18 protein-coding genes are annotated in these 17,431 nt (G+C 62.7%); 10 read left to right on the top strand and 8 right to left on the bottom strand.

Annotated features, from left to right (window positions below; genetic code table 11):
• Positions 1-251 precede the first annotated feature (251 nt).
• From mtgA to mpl, 5 genes are all read right to left on the bottom strand, one after another.
• Complete coding sequence (gene mtgA / locus FQ705_RS06165; RefSeq protein WP_144138522.1) at positions 252-974, bottom strand: monofunctional biosynthetic peptidoglycan transglycosylase; 723 nt, start codon at positions 972-974, stop codon at positions 252-254.
• Positions 975-1,029: 55 nt separating this feature from the next.
• A complete protein-coding gene (gene aroE / locus FQ705_RS06160) occupies positions 1,030-1,893 on the bottom strand; it encodes a shikimate dehydrogenase (protein WP_144138521.1) in 864 nt (287 codons plus the stop codon).
• A complete protein-coding gene (locus FQ705_RS06155; protein ID WP_144138520.1) occupies positions 1,890-4,025 on the bottom strand; it encodes a ribonuclease catalytic domain-containing protein in 2,136 nt (711 codons plus the stop codon). The genes aroE and FQ705_RS06155 overlap by 4 nt, the downstream gene beginning before the upstream one ends.
• Before the next feature lie 203 nt (positions 4,026-4,228).
• The gene (locus tag FQ705_RS06150) at positions 4,229-4,831 is read right to left on the bottom strand and encodes a YqiA/YcfP family alpha/beta fold hydrolase (protein WP_144138519.1); all 603 of its coding nucleotides are present in this window, start codon (positions 4,829-4,831) and stop codon (positions 4,229-4,231) included.
• Positions 4,828-6,222, bottom strand: a complete 1,395-nt coding sequence (gene mpl, locus FQ705_RS06145; RefSeq protein ID WP_144138518.1) for a UDP-N-acetylmuramate:L-alanyl-gamma-D-glutamyl-meso-diaminopimelate ligase — start codon at positions 6,220-6,222, stop codon at positions 4,828-4,830. Before mpl ends, FQ705_RS06150 begins: the two co-directional genes overlap by 4 nt.
• Before the next feature lie 197 nt (positions 6,223-6,419).
• Between mpl and FQ705_RS06140 the strand changes: the two genes are divergently transcribed.
• From FQ705_RS06140 to FQ705_RS06095, 10 genes are all read left to right on the top strand, one after another.
• A complete protein-coding gene (locus tag FQ705_RS06140) occupies positions 6,420-7,073 on the top strand; it encodes a UDP-N-acetylmuramate--alanine ligase (RefSeq protein WP_144138517.1) in 654 nt (217 codons plus the stop codon).
• Positions 7,074-7,083: 10 nt separating this feature from the next.
• The gene (locus tag FQ705_RS06135; RefSeq protein ID WP_144138516.1) at positions 7,084-7,635 is read left to right on the top strand and encodes a TlpA family protein disulfide reductase; all 552 of its coding nucleotides are present in this window, start codon (positions 7,084-7,086) and stop codon (positions 7,633-7,635) included.
• A 194-nt stretch (positions 7,636-7,829) separates the two neighbouring features.
• On the top strand, positions 7,830-8,285 hold the full coding sequence (gene aroQ, locus FQ705_RS06130; RefSeq protein ID WP_012434378.1) for a type II 3-dehydroquinate dehydratase: 456 nt from the start codon (positions 7,830-7,832) through the stop codon (positions 8,283-8,285).
• Between the two features lie 68 nt (positions 8,286-8,353).
• Positions 8,354-8,827, top strand: coding sequence for an acetyl-CoA carboxylase biotin carboxyl carrier protein (gene accB / locus FQ705_RS06125; protein WP_144138515.1), 474 nt, complete (start codon positions 8,354-8,356; stop codon positions 8,825-8,827).
• A 129-nt stretch (positions 8,828-8,956) separates the two neighbouring features.
• Positions 8,957-10,324 carry an acetyl-CoA carboxylase biotin carboxylase subunit gene (accC, locus tag FQ705_RS06120; RefSeq protein ID WP_144138514.1) on the top strand — a complete coding sequence of 456 codons (1,368 nt, stop codon included), beginning with the start codon at positions 8,957-8,959 and terminating at the stop codon, positions 10,322-10,324.
• A gap of 3 nt (positions 10,325-10,327) precedes the next feature.
• Positions 10,328-11,230, top strand: a complete 903-nt coding sequence (gene prmA / locus FQ705_RS06115) for a 50S ribosomal protein L11 methyltransferase (protein ID WP_144138513.1) — start codon at positions 10,328-10,330, stop codon at positions 11,228-11,230.
• Between the two features lie 48 nt (positions 11,231-11,278).
• Positions 11,279-12,562, top strand: coding sequence for a zinc-ribbon and DUF3426 domain-containing protein (locus FQ705_RS06110; RefSeq protein ID WP_144138512.1), 1,284 nt, complete (start codon positions 11,279-11,281; stop codon positions 12,560-12,562).
• Between the two features lie 73 nt (positions 12,563-12,635).
• Positions 12,636-13,136: a thiol peroxidase gene (tpx, locus tag FQ705_RS06105; RefSeq protein WP_144138511.1), complete on the top strand. Its 501-nt coding sequence runs from the start codon at positions 12,636-12,638 to the stop codon at positions 13,134-13,136.
• Positions 13,137-13,230: 94 nt separating this feature from the next.
• Positions 13,231-14,169: a carbohydrate kinase family protein gene (locus tag FQ705_RS06100; RefSeq protein WP_144138510.1), complete on the top strand. Its 939-nt coding sequence runs from the start codon at positions 13,231-13,233 to the stop codon at positions 14,167-14,169.
• A gap of 25 nt (positions 14,170-14,194) precedes the next feature.
• Complete coding sequence (locus FQ705_RS06095) at positions 14,195-14,671, top strand: glycine zipper 2TM domain-containing protein (protein WP_144138509.1); 477 nt, start codon at positions 14,195-14,197, stop codon at positions 14,669-14,671.
• Between the two features lie 274 nt (positions 14,672-14,945).
• Here the strand turns inward: FQ705_RS06095 and FQ705_RS06090 are convergent, their stop codons facing one another.
• The 3 genes from FQ705_RS06090 to FQ705_RS06080 all read right to left on the bottom strand — a co-directional run bounded on the left by FQ705_RS06090 (position 14,946) and on the right by FQ705_RS06080 (position 17,305).
• Positions 14,946-15,629, bottom strand: coding sequence for a histone H1-like DNA-binding protein (locus FQ705_RS06090; protein WP_144138524.1), 684 nt, complete (start codon positions 15,627-15,629; stop codon positions 14,946-14,948).
• A 30-nt stretch (positions 15,630-15,659) separates the two neighbouring features.
• A complete protein-coding gene (locus tag FQ705_RS06085) occupies positions 15,660-15,986 on the bottom strand; it encodes a hypothetical protein (RefSeq protein WP_144138508.1) in 327 nt (108 codons plus the stop codon).
• A gap of 86 nt (positions 15,987-16,072) precedes the next feature.
• The gene (locus FQ705_RS06080) at positions 16,073-17,305 is read right to left on the bottom strand and encodes a ribonucleotide-diphosphate reductase subunit beta (RefSeq protein ID WP_144138507.1); all 1,233 of its coding nucleotides are present in this window, start codon (positions 17,303-17,305) and stop codon (positions 16,073-16,075) included.
• Positions 17,306-17,431 lie beyond the last annotated feature (126 nt).

The raw sequence follows: 17,431 nt of genomic DNA, 5'->3' as shown, positions 1-17,431 counted from the left end.
ACTGCTACGACCTTTACATCGCCCATCATCACTTCCACACCATCGACATGAACATGACGGAATGACCGGATAAATGTGTTACCCATGTCCCGTTACGGGTGTTACCCATGTCCCGAGTCCATACACGGCGGCAAAGAAAGTGAGTGCCGCCCCGCACAGGGGCAACACTAATAGACCACCGTGACCTCAAGGAAAGGCCAACACAACAACAACAACAACAACACCAATCCTCCGCACAAGCAACCCAACCATCAATCGGGCAACTCAGCCGCCCCCATTCTGCGAGCAATAACCCGCGACCTTTGCGCCAGATACTGCGACCCGCGATGCTCATCAAAATACTTAGGCTGCGGCAGCATAACCGCCAACCGGGCCGACTGCGCAGCAGTCAACTTACTCGCCGAGGTCTTATAGTAATAATGAGCCGCCGCCTCAGCCCCATAAACCCCATTCCCCCACTCAACGGAGTTGAGATAAATCTCAAAGATCCGTTCCTTATCCATCAAGGTCTCGATCATCCACGTAATAATGAGCTCCTGCCCCTTGCGGATATAACTCTTCTCCCGCGACAAAAACAGATTCCGCGCCAGTTGCTGAGTAATCGTCGACCCGCCGCGCACGATCTTGCCCTTGGCTTTATTCCGCTCCCAAGCCTGCAAAATCGCATCCGTCTCATACCCGTTGTTATTGACGAAGTTAGCATCCTCGGACGCAATAATCGCCCGCTTCAAATTCCGTGAAATCTGGTCATACGGCACCCACGTATGCTGCACCGACAAATCCGGTCGATCCTGCGACAACCGCCACGCATCCGACCGCATAAAAGCCGTCGACTGCGGATTGACGTAATTCCACACCGCAATCTGCGCAAAATAAAATGCCTGCGTCACGAGCCACGCAATCGCCAGCACGGCACCCAGATAGAACATCCATCGAACCGGACCGGGCCGGCTCACACGCCGCGTTGCTGTCATCGTGCTCCCAGTTCTCGAGTCGGAGAGTGTCGCAAAAAATATCGCCGACGCCGCCTCAGGCGTGCGACGGCGCCGTCAGCAACGCACGCAATTCCGCCAGCACCGGCGCGCCATCCGGCCGCACGCCGCGCCACACGTAAAACGATTCGGCCGCCTGCTCGACCAGCATGCCCAGACCATCGGCGCCGCGCGCCCCGAGCTTCGCGGCGTGTTCCATGAACACCGTGGGATGCGCGCCGTACATCATGTCGTACGCCAACGTGCCATTGCCGAACGCGCGGTCGTCACACTCAGGCAACGATGCATCGAGACTGCCCGCCGTCGCGTTGACGATCACGTCATAAGCGCCGCCTTCGATCGTTTTCGCGCTCCCGCCGCTCAGTTGACACGCGGCGTCGCGCGCGGCCTGCGCGAACTGAACGACCAGTTCCTCCGCCTTCGCAGCCGTGCGATTGACGATGGTCAGCGTATGCGGCGCACGATCCAGGATCGGCAGCACGACCCCACGCGCGGCACCGCCTGCGCCCAGCAACAGAATGCGGGCGCCCTTGAGCGACATGCCGAGATTCACTTCGATGTCGCGCACGAGACCAAAGCCGTCCGTGTTATCGCCGTAGACGCCGTTTGCGTCGAAACGCAGCGTGTTCACTGCGCCGGCAGCTGCTGCGCGCGGCGACAAGGTGTCGGCGAATGCATGCGCGTCGAGCTTGAACGGCACGGTCACGTTCATGCCGCGTCCACCCGCTTCGATAAACGCGCGCACGTGCGGCACGAACGCGTCCACCGGGGCCAGCAAGTGGCCGTATTCGACTGGCTCACCGGTCTGCGCGGCGAAGCGGCCGTGGATGAACGGCGATTTGCTATGACCGACCGGATTGCCGATCACCGCGTAACGATCGCGCGAATCCAGTCCGCTCATCGTCCCGGCTCCGCGATGTGCCGGTCAGCGGGGGCGTCGTTCAAATCCGTGCCGTCGCTCGTGTCGGCGTCGGCGTCGCCTTCGACGGTTGTTTCAGTGCCGTCCAGGTCGGCTTCGGCCTGCGCCTCGGCTTCGCCTTCGGCGCTTTCGTCCGGCGTATCGATGATTTCTTCTTCGCTTTCGTCGGCCTCGTCGGCTTCCTCGGTCTCACTGCCGCTCGTCACAGCCGGCGCGTCGAGCACGTGCAGCAAGCGCACGGATGCTTCGACGGTCAGTTCGTCGATCGACATCACTTCCATCTGCAGGCGCGTGCCGCGTGCGTGCACGCCAAGGCCCGGCACGTGCAGCAGCAGCGGAATCTCTTCGAGGCGCACCAGGTCGCCCTTCACCACCGACGCCACCACCTGCTTGCGGTTCTCCTGCTTCAGCCAGCGCAGACACCAGAAGTACTCCATGCGGCGCTGGTGATCGGCGTACGCGGTGTACGTATCGTCGAAGCCCTGCACGACGGCGAACAGATCGGCGTCCTTCGGCTTGAACGGCGCGGCCAGTTTGGCGGTCACGCCATGCTGCACGCACGCGATCAATTGCCACTGATTCACCAGGTCGACATAACGACGCAGCGGCGACGTGCTCCACGCGTATTGCGTGACGCCCAGGCCTTCGTGCGGCGCAGCGTTGGTCTGCATGCGCGTGCGCTTCGGGCCGGTCGGCGCTCCGAACGCGCGCTGCGTGCGGTAAATGCCCGGCACGCCATGGTCGTGCAGGAACGCGCCCCACGACGAATTCGCGAGAATCGCCAGCTCCGCGACGATCGTGTCGAGCGGCGAACCGCGTCGGCGCGGCGTGATCTTGATGTGCTCGCCTTCCACGTAGAAGTTGAAGTCCGTATTGCGCTGCACTTCGCGGCGCAAGCCGTAACCGGCGCGCGCCGTCTGGCGCTTTTCGAACAGCGCCTGCGCGAACGGCCACAGCACGGCGATGTCGTCCTTGTGCGGATACTCGCCCGTGCCGGCGGCGAGCGCCTCTTCGGTGACGAGTTCGTCGAGCGTGTTGTGACGCAGATTGTTCTTCACGAACACGCGTTCGGCGCGCGTTTCGCTCGCGACGATTTCCTGTGTCTCGCGATTGATGATCACATACAGCGAGAGCGCCGGACGCAAGCCGCCTTCGGCCAGCGTGAATGCCTCGACGACGCTGTCGGGCAGCATGGTGATCTTGTCGCCCGGCATGTAGACCGTGGACAGACGCGTGCGCGCAATTTCGTCGACCTCGTCGCCCCGCACGATACCGAGCGCCGGCGCGGCAATGTGCACGCCGATCCGCACGCGGCCGTCGGCCAGATGCTCGACGGAGAAGGCATCGTCGATTTCGGTGGTGGTGATGTCGTCGATCGAGAACGCCTGTACGTTGGCTTCCGGCAGATCTTCCGGCAACGTTCCGACGGTGACCGGCGGAAAGCCCGTCCCATGCGGAAAGAATTCGGAGAGGAATTTCGCCTCGTGCAGCGCGCGCGCCGACGGAATCGCGCCGTTGTCGAGCATCAGACGCGCTTGCGAAATACCGCGCGCCGCCGCCGCGGCTTCGAGCGCTTTGTACTCGATCGTGTTCTTGTCGGGCTTGGTGAGCAGGCCCAGCGCCTTGCTGCCGGTGAAGCCGTCCGGCAGACGGCCCGCCTTCAGTTCTTCTTCGTAGCCCGCCTGCACCAGCGCCTGCTGACGCTTGCGCTCGAGGCCGGCCAGCGCCATCTTCAGTTGCTCCTGCGGTGCACGCTGATACATGCCGCGGCCTTTACGGCGGAAGTACACCGGCGCACCGTGCATGCGCAGCACCAGCGCGGCACGCTCGACGGCGCCGAAGCGATCGCCGAAGTAGTCCGCGCCCAGCGTGGCAAACGGGAATTCGTCCTCAGGCGCGCATTCCCACAGGAAGTCCAGATCGATGTCCTGCGCGGCGGTGTCCGCCTGTTGCATCAACTCGCCGGCGCTCGGCTTTTCGAATTCGATCAGCACGTCTTTGGCGCGCACCTTGGCGCGCCGGCCGCCCGGCAGTTCGACCTGAAAAGCATCGCCCTGGCGCGACAGCACGCTGCCCGCCTTGAAACTGCCCGATTCCTCGAAGAAAACGTTCACTCAATACTCTCGTTCTGACTTGCATCTGCCGGCGCGTCCGATTCCGTTCTGCAATCGGTCACTGCGTGCGCGGCGCGGCAACGTGTTCGTGGTAGTGGATCCGCCGCGCGATACAGGTGCGCCGGCGGGTTGAATCTGGGTTGAATCTGCTTAAAACTGCAATGCGGCAAACGCCCGCGCTGCTGGCGCTGGACCGCGCGGTCTCAGGCCGCTTCGCGCGGCGCCGGCGGCTCGATGTCTTCCGCGTCGCAAAAGGCCAGCACGTCGTCGACGTATTGCGCGAACTCGCTGATGGCGTGGTCGCTCCCTTCGATCAGCGTAGTGCGTGCGCCGGGATAGTGCGCAAGCATTTCGCGGTAGTCGAGCACTTCGTCGCCGGTGGCGGCCATCAAATAATAGCGTTCGGGCCGCGTGATCGACGCCACGCCGAGCGCGCGCAACTCGTCCAGATGATGCGGTTCGACGACGATGCTGCCGCCGCCGTGCCACAAAGGCTGCTCGCCAAGATAGGCGCTCAGGTCGCGCTGCGGGACGACCGCCGGGTTCAGCAGCACAGCCGGCCAGCCGTGCTTTTCGGCCAGATACGTGGCGAAGTAACCGCCGAGCGAACTGCCGATCACCGTCACGCGCCGCGACCCCGCCGCGGCCACCAGCGATTCGGCGAGCGCCACGGTTTCATACGGCGAAACGGGCAGCATTGGACAGCACCATTCGTCACTGCGACCCAGTTCGACCAGACGCGCCGCCAGCACGCGCGCCTTGAAAGAATTGGGCGACGAGCGGAAACCGTGCAGATAGAGAATCACGAGGTGCCCCGCGCGGAAAGGGCGTCGAGCAGCTTCTGATGCACGCCGCCGAAGCCACCGTTGCTCATCACCAGAATCTGGTCGCCGGGGCGCGCCGCGTGGACCACGGCTTTGACCAGCGCGTCGAGATTGTCGAAGGCCTGTGCCTTCCCGCCGAGCGGCGCGAGCGCTTCGCCGAGGTTCCAGCCGAGGGCGTCTCGACCGGTAGGCGCACCGTAGCCGAACACCAGGTCGGCGTCGGCGAGACTGGCGGGAAGTTGCGCCTTCATCACGCCGAGCTTCATCGTGTTCGAGCGCGGTTCCAGCACCGCGAGAATCCGCGTGTTGTCTCGGCCGACGCGCGCGCGCAGCCCGGCCACGGTCGTGTCGATCGCGGTGGGATGGTGCGCGAAGTCGTCGTACACGGTCACGCCGTCGACACTGCCACGCACTTCCATACGGCGCTTCACGTTACGGAAGCTCGCCAGCGAATGTGCGGCCTGCGCCGGCGGCACGCCGACATGGCGCGCGGCGGCGATCGCGGCCAGCGCGTTCATGCGGTTGTGCTCGCCCTGCACCTGCCAGTCGACCACGCCGACGCGCACGCTGTTGTGATAGACGGCGAAACGCTCGTCGACCGGCACGCCTTCTTCCGCCGGCAGGGTTTCCCAGCCGCCTTGCACGCCAAAACGCTCGACTTCACTCCAGCAGCCGCGCGTGAGCACACGCTCCAGCGCATCTTCACGGCCGTTCGACACGATCCGGCCGATGCCCGGCACCGTGCGGATCAAATGATGGAACTGCGTTTCGATCGCCGCCAGATCCGAGAAGATGTCGGCGTGATCGAATTCGAGATTGTTCAGCACCGCCGTTTTGGGCCGGTAGTGGACGAATTTCGAACGCTTGTCGAAGAAGGCCGTGTCGTACTCATCGGCTTCGATCACGAAAAAGCTCGAATCCGTGAGCCGCGCCGAGACGCCGAAATTCAACGGCACGCCGCCGATCAGAAAGCCCGGATTGAGGCCGGCGTCTTCGAGCAGCCACGTCAGCATGGAGCTCGTGGTCGTCTTGCCGTGCGTGCCGGCCACCGCCAGCACCCACTTGCCGTTCAGCACGTGTTCGCCGAGCCATTGCGGACCTGACGTGTAAGGCAGGCCGCGATCGAGAATCGCTTCCATCAGCGGGTTGCCGCGCGATACCACGTTGCCGATCACGAACAGATCCGCGTTCAGGCCGTTCAGCTGGTCCGCGTCGTAGCCTTCGATCAGACGAATGCCTTGCGCCTCGAGCTGGGTGCTCATCGGCGGATAGACGCCGGCGTCGCAGCCCGTCACGGTATGACCCGCGCCGCGCGCGAGGACCGCGAGACCGCCCATGAACGTGCCGCAGATGCCGAGGATGTGGATGTGCATAAGCCTGTCGTGCCGCGCGGGCGTATTTTGCGAGGGATGGAAGCGCAGAAGAGCGGCCGAAACGACCGTCTGCAAAGGACGCTATTGTAACCGACGCCTCCCGATCGCCCTATGAAACGGCCACCCGCCCCGCCACCGCCGAGGCCCGGCGCGAGCCGCCGGAAAGTCGTGTCATCAATCTCTAGTATGATTGAGAGATGGTTCGCAAATCACATTTCGATCCCCAGCGCGTGCGCGAAGAAATTGCCATGGCAGCTGCGAGGATGATCGCCGAAGACGGTCTGGACTACGCCACGGCCAAGCGCAAAGCGGCCCGGCAGGTGGTGGGGGAAAGCCGTGTGGCGGGTGAATGGCTGCCGGATAACGACCAGATCGAAGAGGAAATCCGCGAATATCAGTCGCTTTTTCAGGGCGACAGCCAGCCGCTGCTATTGCGCCGGCTGCGCCGCATCGCGATCGACTGGATGGAGCGGCTCGCGGCGTTCAATCCTTATCTGACCGGCGCGGTGCTCGGCGGCACGGCAGGCGAGCACTCGGACATTCACCTTCAGGTCTTCTGCGACAACCCCAAGGAAGTCGCCATCTACTTCCTGAACGCGAATATTCAGTACGACGTTTCGGAAACGCGCCATTTCGCCGGCCGCGGCTACGTCGAAACTTTGAGCTTTTTGTGGCGCCCGACCAGGGAAGGGCCCGATGCCGAGCCCGCCGGCGTGCACGTCGCCCTGTACGAAACCGACGACCTGCGCGGCGCAGTCCGGGCCGACGCGCGCGGCCGCACGGCTCGCGCCAACCTGCAAGCGGTTCAGACGCTGCTCGACAGCAGCGAAGTCACCCCCTCCACTAATTAGACAGACCAACATGAACACGAGACGGATTCTGGCGGGCGCGGTCGTCGCGATTGTCGCAGCAGGTGGCGGAGTACTGGCCAGCCAATGGCTAACCGGCAGCAACGCGGAAGTCGCGCAAGCCGCCCAACCGGCGCCGACCCAGAGCGCGGTCAGCCAGTTGTGGACTGCCCCCGTGACCTCGGTCGACGGCAAGCCGCAATCGCTAAGCTTGCTCAAAGGACACCCAATCGTCGTCAACTTCTGGGCGTCCTGGTGCGGCCCCTGCGTCGAGGAAATGCCCGCGCTCTCGCAACTCCAGCGCGAATACGCGAAGAAAGGCATCCAATTCGTCGGACTTGGCGTGGATTCGGAGAAAAACGTCCAGACCTTCCTGCAGAAGGTCAAAGTGGCTTACCCGGTCTATATCACCGGATTTGGTGGCGCCGACCTCGCGCGCGCCTTCGGCAATAACGCGGGCGGCCTGCCTTTTACGGTTGTAATTGACGCTAAAGGCAACGTTCGCTCGACAAAATTAGGCCAAATCGATCCGGCGGCGCTGAAACAGACGCTCGACGCACTTTAAATCTGACATTCTTTTGACGTTCAAATACCGGCTGAACGCGGAAAATTACGCGCAATTCGCCTAAATTTGAGAGAAGATGGGCGCCCGGTGCGGCGGCAAAACGCCGCCGACATCGCACGGTACGCGCGGGAAACTAGACAAGTTTCTCTAATCAGCGCTAAAGTGCGCCCAATTCCACGGAAAAAGAAGCGACCATGACGCGACTGCTGGTACTGCACGGACCCAACCTCAATCTTCTCGGCACCCGGGAACCCGAGGTCTACGGTCGTGTGACCTTGCCGCAGATCGATCAGGCGCTGGCGGACCGCGCAGCGGACGCAGGCGTCGAACTCGCGTCGTTCCAGAGCAATCACGAAGGCGCTCTGGTGGACCGCATCCAATCTGCCCGGACCGAGCAAACCGATTTCATACTGATCAATCCCGCCGCGTACACGCACACCAGCGTGGCCATTCGGGACGCACTGGCGGGGGTCGGCATCCCGTTCGTCGAGATTCATCTGTCGAACGTGCATCGTCGCGAACCGTTCCGGCATCACTCGTATTTCTCCGACCAGGCCGAAGGCGTGATTTGCGGCCTCGGCTGGAAGGGTTATCTATACGCGCTCGAATTCGCGCTCGACCGGCTGTCCGCCGGTTCGTCGCGCGGCTGATTCCAAACACGTCTAATTTGCGCCGGCTGCGTATGCACCGGCACTTTACGCATTGAAAGGGGCTTCTGATGGATCTACGTAAACTGAAAACTCTGATCGACCTCGTCTCCGAGTCCGGTATTTCCGAACTCGAAGTGACCGAGGGCGAAGGCAAGGTTCGCATCGTCAAGAATGCGCCGCCGGTTTACGTGCAACCGTCCGCCTCCTACGCGCCGCAATACGCGCAGCCGCCGATGTTCCCGGGCGGTGAGGCACCGGCCGCAGCCGCTGCGGGCGCTCCGGCTACGCCGGCCGCCGCCGCGCCGCAAGGCCACGTGGTGACTTCGCCGATGGTCGGCACCTTCTACCGCGCGCCGTCGCCGGGTGCGGAGCCGTTCGTGCAGGTGGGCGACACGGTCAAGGAAGGCCAGACGATCTGCATCATCGAAGCGATGAAGCTGCTCAACGAAATCGAGTCGGACAAGTCCGGCGTGGTGAAGGAAATCCTCGTCGAAAACGGTCAGGCGGTCGAGTACGGCCAACCGCTGTTCCTGGTCGGCTAACGCGGCACGCTTTGCGCTTTTTTTGCGCCTGCCGCCCGCGCGCCTGTCCTGCCAGGGCGCGCGGCCGATCCTCTGAGGCAGCCGGCGTTGTGAACAACGCGGCGCCCATTGATGAGTCGAAAACCCGCTATGTTTGAAAAAATTCTCATTGCCAATCGTGGCGAGATCGCGCTCCGTATCCAGCGCGCCTGCCGCGAACTCGGCGTCAAGACGGTCGTCGTCTATTCGGAAGCCGACAAGGAAGCCAAGTACGTGAAGCTCGCCGACGAGGCGGTCTGTATCGGCCCGGCGCCTTCGAATCTGAGCTACCTGAACATGCCGGCGCTGATCAGCGCGGCAGAAGTCACCGACGCCGAAGCGATTCACCCCGGCTACGGCTTCCTGTCGGAAAACGCCGACTTCGCCGAACGCGTCGAACAATCCGGCTTCACCTTCATCGGCCCGCGTCCGGAAACCATCCGCATGATGGGCGACAAGGTCACGGCCAAGCAGACCATGATCAAGACCGGCGTGCCGTGCGTGCCGGGCTCGGAAGGCGCGCTGCCGGACGATCCGAAAGAGATCGTGAAGATTGCCCGCCAGGTCGGCTATCCGGTCATCATCAAGGCCGCCGGCGGCGGCGGTGGCCGCGGCATGCGCGTGGTCCATACGGAAGCGGCACTGGTCAATGCGGTCATCATGACGCGTGAAGAAGCCGGCCGCGCCTTCGGTAACCCGCAGGTCTACATGGAGAAATTCCTTGAGAACCCGCGGCACATCGAAATTCAGATTCTCGCCGACTCGTTCAAGAACGCCGTCTGGCTGGGCGAGCGCGACTGCTCGATGCAACGACGTCACCAGAAGGTGATCGAAGAGGCGCCGGCGCCGGGTATCGCGCGCCGCCTGATCGACCGCATCGGCGATCGTTGTGCGGACGCCTGCAAGAAGATGGGCTACCTTGGCGCGGGTACGTTCGAGTTCCTGTACGAAAACGGCGAGTTCTATTTCATCGAAATGAACACGCGCGTGCAGGTCGAGCATCCGGTGACCGAGCTGATCACGGGCGTCGACATCGTTCAGGAACAGATCCGTATCGCCGCGGGCGAGAAGCTGGCGTTCCGTCAGCGCGACATCGTGTTCAAGGGTCATGCGATCGAATGCCGGATCAACGCCGAAGATCCGTTCAAGTTCACGCCGTCGCCGGGTCGTTTGACCTCGTGGCACATGCCGGGCGGCCCTGGCATCCGCGTCGATTCGCACGCCTACAATGGCTATTTCGTCCCGCCGAACTATGATTCGATGATCGGCAAGCTGATCGCTTACGGCGCGACGCGCGAACAGGCGATCAAGCGGATGCGTATCGCGCTGTCGGAAATGGTGGTGGAAGGCATTCAGACCAACATCCCGTTGCACCGCGAACTGATGCTGGACGCGAAGTTCGTCGAAGGCGGCACCAGCATTCACTACCTCGAAAACCGGTTGGCCGCGAAGCTGCAGGCCGCGCCGGAAGAAGCGTAAGTCATGAGCTACCGGGAACTGATCGCCGAGCTGGCACGCGAGCACGCCGAGGAATTCTCCGACGCGTTGCTCGAGTTGGGTGCGTTGTCCGTCTCGGTCGAAGATGCGGACGCCGACACGCCCGACGAACAGCCGCTGTTCGGCGAGCCCGGTCTCACGCCGGATCGCAGCGCGTGGCAACGTTCGCGCGTGATCGCGTTGCTCGCGCCGGAACATGACCCGGCGGTGCTGTCGGCCGCTGCGGCGAATGAAGTCGGGCTGGAACGCGCCCCTTCATTCACGGTGCGGGAAGTCGAAGATCAGGATTGGGTGCGGCTCACGCAGTCGCAGTTCGACCCGATCAAGATCGGCGAGCGCATCTGGGTCGTGCCGTCGTGGCACGATGCACCGGACCCCGAAGCACTCGTGCTGGAACTCGATCCGGGTCTCGCCTTCGGCACCGGCAGCCATCCCACCACGCGTTTGTGCATGGAATGGCTGGAGCAGTCGGTCGAGCCTGAGCAATCGGTACTCGACTACGGCTGCGGCTCCGGCATCCTCGCGATCCTCGCAAAGAAGTGCGGCGCCAATCCGGTCTACGGCATCGACATCGATCCGCAAGCAGTCGAGTCGGCCCGTCACAACAGCGAGCGCAACCGCGCGGAAGTCACGTACGGTTTGCCCGACGAATGCCCCACCGGCGAGTTCGATATCGTGGTCGCCAACATCCTGTCCAACCCGCTCAAGCTGATGGCGTCGATGCTGGCCTCGAAGGTCAAGCCGGGTGGGCGGATTGCGTTGTCCGGCATTCTGGCGCGCCAGGCCGACGAAGTCGCACAGGTCTACGCACAGTGGATCGACATCGGCGTATGGCGCGAACACGAAGGTTGGGTATGTCTGTCGGGAACGCGCCGCGAAAGCCATTAGAATAAGGCGTATTGTCCAACCAACGGCCTTTCGGCTCATCGGCTCAATATGCTCCTGGCGACGCGTTGCCCCTTTTGCGAAACCGTCTTTCGTCTGCAACCGGCGCAGCTCGCGCTGCGTCGCGGCCTTGTGCGCTGCGGGCATTGCCATGAAGTATTCGACGCGTCGAGCAGTCTGTTCGACATCACCGACGGCGGAGATTTTTCCACCGCCAAACCAGTCGCTGCGGCTGCGGCGATAGAAGCCCTCTCCGGCGTGCGCGCCAAAGGCCCCGACTTCAGCGCAGAAGCCTGGGATCCGTGGGCGCCGGCGGCGGACGCCGCCATCGACAACCGTCTGCTGCACAACGCCAGCAATGTGCCGCTCACGACGCAGGCCACCGCGCGCCACGCGACCGAGCCTGAGCTGCCCGCCAGCGCCTTCCATGCATCCGTTCCGCGCGACGACGAGCCCGTGCTCGCCGACGCGCCGCTCGAACCGTTCGCCTACGAGGCCGAACCGTCCGCCGAAGAAGCGCCACGGGTTTGGCACAGAACCGATCGTCTCTCTGACGCGCCTCTGGACGAACCGGTGCTGCCTGAACCTGGCAGCTCGCACGGTATTCCGGACAACGAGCCGTACTTCGGCGGCGCCGGTACAAGTGCCGACGGGAGCGCCAGTGCGGCCGGTGCGGCCTCGACGGCCGGCTTCGGCACGGCCGCTGCTGCCGCTGCCTTCGCCGACGCGGCAAGCCCCCACCCCATTCCGCCCGGCCCCACCGCTTCCAGCGGCGAGCCCTTCTCGGTACGCCCCGTCGACGACGGCGTCGATCCGTTCCCGGTCGTGCGAGAAACGCGCCCCGCCGAACCGCGGCGCATCGGCTGGATCATCGTCGGGTCGATCGTGGCCGTGCTGCTGATCGTCGCCTTGCTCGCGCAACTCGCCTGGTGGCAACGCGAAACCGTGCTGGTGTACTTCCCCCGCACGCAGACGCTCTATGCGAAAGCCTGTGCCCAGCTCGGCTGCCTCATCACGCCGCCGCACGACATCGACGGCTTGCAGGTCGAACCTTCGGACCTGCGGCAGATCGACGGTCCGCACAAGCTCGAATTGAAGATGCCGCTGCGCAACCGCTACAACGTGCCGCTCGCGTATCCGGCTATCGAGCTCACCTTGCTCGACGACCAGAACAACGTGGCGGTGCGCCGCGTGCTCTGGCCGCAAGACTACGTCGCACCCGGCACACCGATCGCCGCGGGTCTGCCGGCGCATTCGACCCAGACCATGATCGTGCATCTCGACACCGGCACGGCGGTCGCCTCCAATTTCCGCGTACAGATTTTTTATCCGTAACGCATCCTCGCGCGCCCGGCCACGTCCGGGTGCACTTACCGTCATCACTGACGAATTTTCGGAGCACAACAACATGAGTCAAGTCACGCTGGGTGGCAACCCGATCGACGTAGCCGGCACGTTCCCGTCGGTGGGCCAGAACGCGCCCGCCTTCTCGCTGGTCGGCAAAGACCTGAAGTCGCTGTCGCTCGCCGATTTCGCCGGCAAGCGCAAAGTGCTGAACATTGTCCCGAGCCTCGACACGCCGACCTGCGCGACGTCGACCCGCAAATTCAACGAAGCCGCCGCCAAGCTGAGCAACACCGCTGTGATCGTGGTGTCGGGCGATCTGCCGTTTGCCGCTTCGCGCTTCTGCACGACCGAAGGCATCGAGAACGTCGTCACGGCCTCCACGTTCCGTGGCCACGAGTTCGCGCAAGCCTACGGCGTCGACGTGACGAGCGGCCCGCTGACGGGCCTGACGGCACGCGCCGTGGTGGTGCTCGACGAGAACGACAAGGTCGTGCACGCCGAGCTGGTCGGTGAAATCAAGAACGAACCGAACTACGACGCAGCCCTCGCCGCGCTCAAGTAACACCTGCGCGCACGACACCCGGCGCCGCGCTTCATGCGCGGCGCTGTCACATCGTCGCGGCTATTTCTCTATCGTTTTTTAAGGAACACTCGCCTTGGCTACGCTGATTTGCGGCTCGCTCGCCTACGACAACATCATGACTTTCGAAGGACGCTTCCGGGAGCACATCCTGCCGGAACAGGTCCACATTCTGAACGTCAGCTTTCTCGTGCCGACCATGCGCCGCGAGTTCGGCGGCTGCGCGGGCAACATGGCTTACTCGTTGCATCTGCTGGGCGGCGACGCGCGCATCATGGGCACGCTCGGCTCGGCAGACGCGCAGCTCTACATGGATCGTTTCAGGCAACTCGGTCTGTCGACCGAGAACGTGCTGATCGTGCCGGACACGAACTCGGCCCAGGCCATGATCACCACCGATCTGGAAAATAACCAGATCGCCGCCTTCCATCCGGGCGCGATGATGCAGTCGCATCTGAACCGCGCCGATCAGGCGCAGGGCATCACGCTCGCGATCGTCGGGCCGGACGGCTTCGACGGCATGGTCCAGCATTCCGAGCATCTGGCCGCTGCGGGCGTGCCGTTCGTGTTCGATCCAGGTCAAGGTTTACCGCTCTTCGACGGCCCAACGCTGCGTCGCATGATTGAACTTGCCACTTACGTAGCTGTCAACGATTACGAAGCCAAGCTGGTGAGCAACAAGACGGGCTGGTCGATCGAAGAGATCGCCGGCAAGGTCGAGGCGCTGATCGTCACGCTCGGCGAGCACGGTGCGCAGATCCATCACGCGGGCGGCATCGAAGAGATTCCGGCGGTGAAGGCACAGCAAGTGCTCGATCCTACGGGTTGCGGCGACGCGTTCCGTGGCGGCCTGCTGTACGGCATCGAGAACAAGCTCGGCTGGTCGACCACCGGCCGTCTCGCGAGCCTGATGGGCGCATTGAAGATCGAACATCAAGGGCCGCAAAACTACACGCCCACACGGGCTGAGATCAACGAACGGTTCAAGCAGGCGTTCGGATACGACCTGCCGTAATACCGGGAGCTATTGGAGTTAGGGAATGAGAATAACGAGTCGCCTGATGGTGGCCGCCTTGATCGCCGGTTCACTGGCCATGTCGGGGTGCGCCTATAACAGTAGTTCCGCCGATGTCTACACGGCCTCGCAAGCGCAACGCGAAGAAACCGTCCGCATGGGCGTGGTAGACAGCGTACGCGCGGTGAAAATCAGCTCGAACAACGGCCAGCCAAGCGGCCTTGGCGCGATCGGTGGCGGCGCACTCGGCGCCGTGGCCGGCAGTGCGATCGGCGGGGGTCGTGGTTCGATCGTGACGGGCATTATCGGCGGTCTCGCGGGTGCGGTGGCCGGCAATGCGGTCGAGAACGGCGTCGCGGTACACGACGGCCTCGAGATCACCGTCCGACTCGACAACGGCGACATGCGCGCGATCACGCAAAGCGCCACCGGCGAGATTTTCCGCGCCGGCGAGCGCGTACGGTTGCTGTCCAGCGGCGGCGTCACGCGCGTCACGCACTAAAGTTTTCCCCTCTCGCGCGGCTGAGCCCGATGGGCCGCCGCGGCGACCTCACACGCATGCCCTCCCCTGTGCATGCGTTTTTTTTCGCCTGTACGTTTTGCGCTGGCTTGCCGTCTGTTTGAACGATCCGAAGCGACGGCGGCCGAGGGCAAAAAAAATCCCGTCACCGGAAAAACCGGTAACGGGACCCTGACCGAGTAGCGCTCGACTTGCTACCTTAAGCGCTACTCGATCATCGGACACATCGCGCGATGTGTCGAAGTACTTCTACCGCTTACGGACGGCTGCCCGTCGGGAACGGCCATGCTGCTGCCGGGTTCAACGCGGTCTTCACCGTCGCTGCCGGTGCGCTCGAGACAGAAGTCGCAGCGGGTGCCGGAGCAGCCTTCTTGGCGACAGCCTTCTTCGCAGGGGCAGCCTTCTTGGCAGGAGCAGCGGCTTTCTTCGCAGCAGCCTTCTTGGCAGGCGCAGCCTTCTTGGCAGGCGCAGCCTTTTTAGCGGCAGCCTTTTTCGCGGGCGCAGCCTTTTTAGCAGCAGCCTTTTTCGCGGGCGCAGCCTTCTTGGCAGCAGCCTTCTTAGCCGGTGCAGCTTTCTTCGCTGCAGCCTTCTTCGCCGGTGCTGCCTTCTTTGCTGCAACCTTCTTCACTGCGGCTTTCTTGGCCGGTGCTGCTTTCTTCGCCGGCGCTGCCTTCTTTGCTGCAACCTTCTTTGCTGCAACCTTCTTCACTGCGACTTTCTTGGCTGCAACCTTCTTGGCCGGAGCAGCTTTCTTCGCTGCAACCTTCTTAGCCGGTGCTGCCTTCTTCGCTGCAACCTTCTTCACCGCAACTTTCTTCACTGCGACTTTCTTGGTAGCGACTTTCTTCGCCGGAGCGGCCTTCTTTGCCGGCGCAGCCTTCTTGGCTACAACTTTCTTGGCTGCGGGTTTCTTCGCGGCGGCTTTCTTTGCAGTTGCCATCATTTTCTCCTTCAGGTTTTCAGATGAGAGTCAGTTCAAACTACACCCTTCGTCAAAACCCGCTTCCCGCGGACGCTTCTCAGGGCGCGCGCTACGAAGCGGGCTATTCATCGGCGTACGCAGGTGCCGCGCGCTTACGCTAATGAATGCGGTAAGGCGCGCCGTGCCACGAGGCACCGCGCGCCAGATATGGTCGACGTCGAATCCCGACGCCGGCAATTGCTTGATCGAACCGCCGGCGACCACGCCAACGGCTTTTTCCGGGGGGAAGTTTGCCCATCCCACTGAAGGGTTCGCAAAGTGCCAGTCATGTTTGTGGGCCGCGAAGGCACGCGGCGCACCGGGCAAGCTTTGCATCAGGCGGTTCTGCTCCTAACCAAAATTGCCGCGGCCCCTGCCAACGGCATCCCCATCGATGAATGCATCTGCAGCACGAACCCGGATTACTCCCAGGTCAGCGCGCCGCCAGTCTGATATTCGATCACTCGCGTCTCGAAGAAGTTGCGTTCCTTCTTCAGGTCGATCATCTCGCTCATCCACGGGAACGGGTTTTCCTCGTTCGGGTACAGCGGATCGAGACCGATCTGCTGGCAACGGCGGTTGCAGATGAAGCGCAGATAGCTCTTGAACATCGACGCGTTGAGGCCGAGGACCCCGCGCGGCATCGTGTCTTCCGCGTAACGATATTCGAGTTCGACCGCTTGCTGGAAAATTTCGCGGATGTCCGCGCGGAACTCAGCCGTCCAGAGTTGCGGGTTTTCGAGCTTGATCTGGTTGATCAGGTCGATGCCGAAGTTGCAGTGCATCGACTCGTCGCGCAGGATGTACTGGTACTGTTCCGCCGCGCCGGTCATCTTGTTCTGGCGACCCAGCGCCAGGATTTGCGTAAAGCCGACGTAGAAGAACAGGCCTTCCATCACACAGGCGAACACGATCAGCGAGCGCAGCAACGTCTGGTCGGTCTCGAGCGTGCCGGTCTTGAAGCCCGGATCGGTCAGCACGTTGATGTACGGAATCAGGAATTCGTCTTTCGCGCGGATCGAGGAGACCTCGTGATACGCGTTGAAGATTTCGCCTTCGTCGAGGCCCAGCGATTCGACGATGTACTGGTAAGCGTGCGTGTGGATCGCCTCTTCGAACGCTTGGCGCAGCAGGAACTGGCGGCATTCGGGCGCCGTGATGTGGCGGTAGGTGCCCAGCACGATATTGTTGGCGGCGAGTGAATCGGCCGTCACGAAGAAGCCCAGGTTGCGCTTGACGATGCGGCGCTCGTCTTCGGTCAGCCCGTTCGGGTCTTTCCAGAGAGCGATGTCACGCGACATGTTCACTTCTTGCGGCATCCAGTGGTTGGCGCAACCAGCCAGATACTTTTCCCAGGCCCACTTGTATTTGAACGGCACCAACTGATTGACGTCGGTCTGGCCGTTGATGATGCGCTTGTCGGCGACGTTGACCCGCGCTTCCGAAACGGCAGCCGTTCCAGCAGCATGAGCAGCGGCGATGCCGCTTTCGAAAACGTCTTGAGACGCAAAGACGTTTCGGTCCGAGGGAGCATGAGGAGCGGAACGCATTCCGACTTGCGAACCGACAGCCGATCCCGCCGCGTTGCGCAACGCATCTTGTTGCGCGCCGCTCGAGGGAGTTACGGCAGTGATCTCGTCATCCCAGTTGAGCATAAATGTCACCATCAATTTAGAACGGTTTGTACCATCTTTTCACGAGCGATAAAAGAGTTCGCTGATGAAAAATCCTGTTTTCGATTCGCGTTGCTACGTTCATACAACACTTTGTTCAACAGACTG

This window comes from Paraburkholderia sp. BCC1884, from assembly GCF_900996225.1.
In the GTDB taxonomy this organism is placed as follows: domain Bacteria; phylum Pseudomonadota; class Gammaproteobacteria; order Burkholderiales; family Burkholderiaceae; genus Paraburkholderia.
The sequence above is the reverse complement of the archived record's forward strand: the minus strand, read 5'-3'. Positions and strand labels throughout refer to the sequence as shown.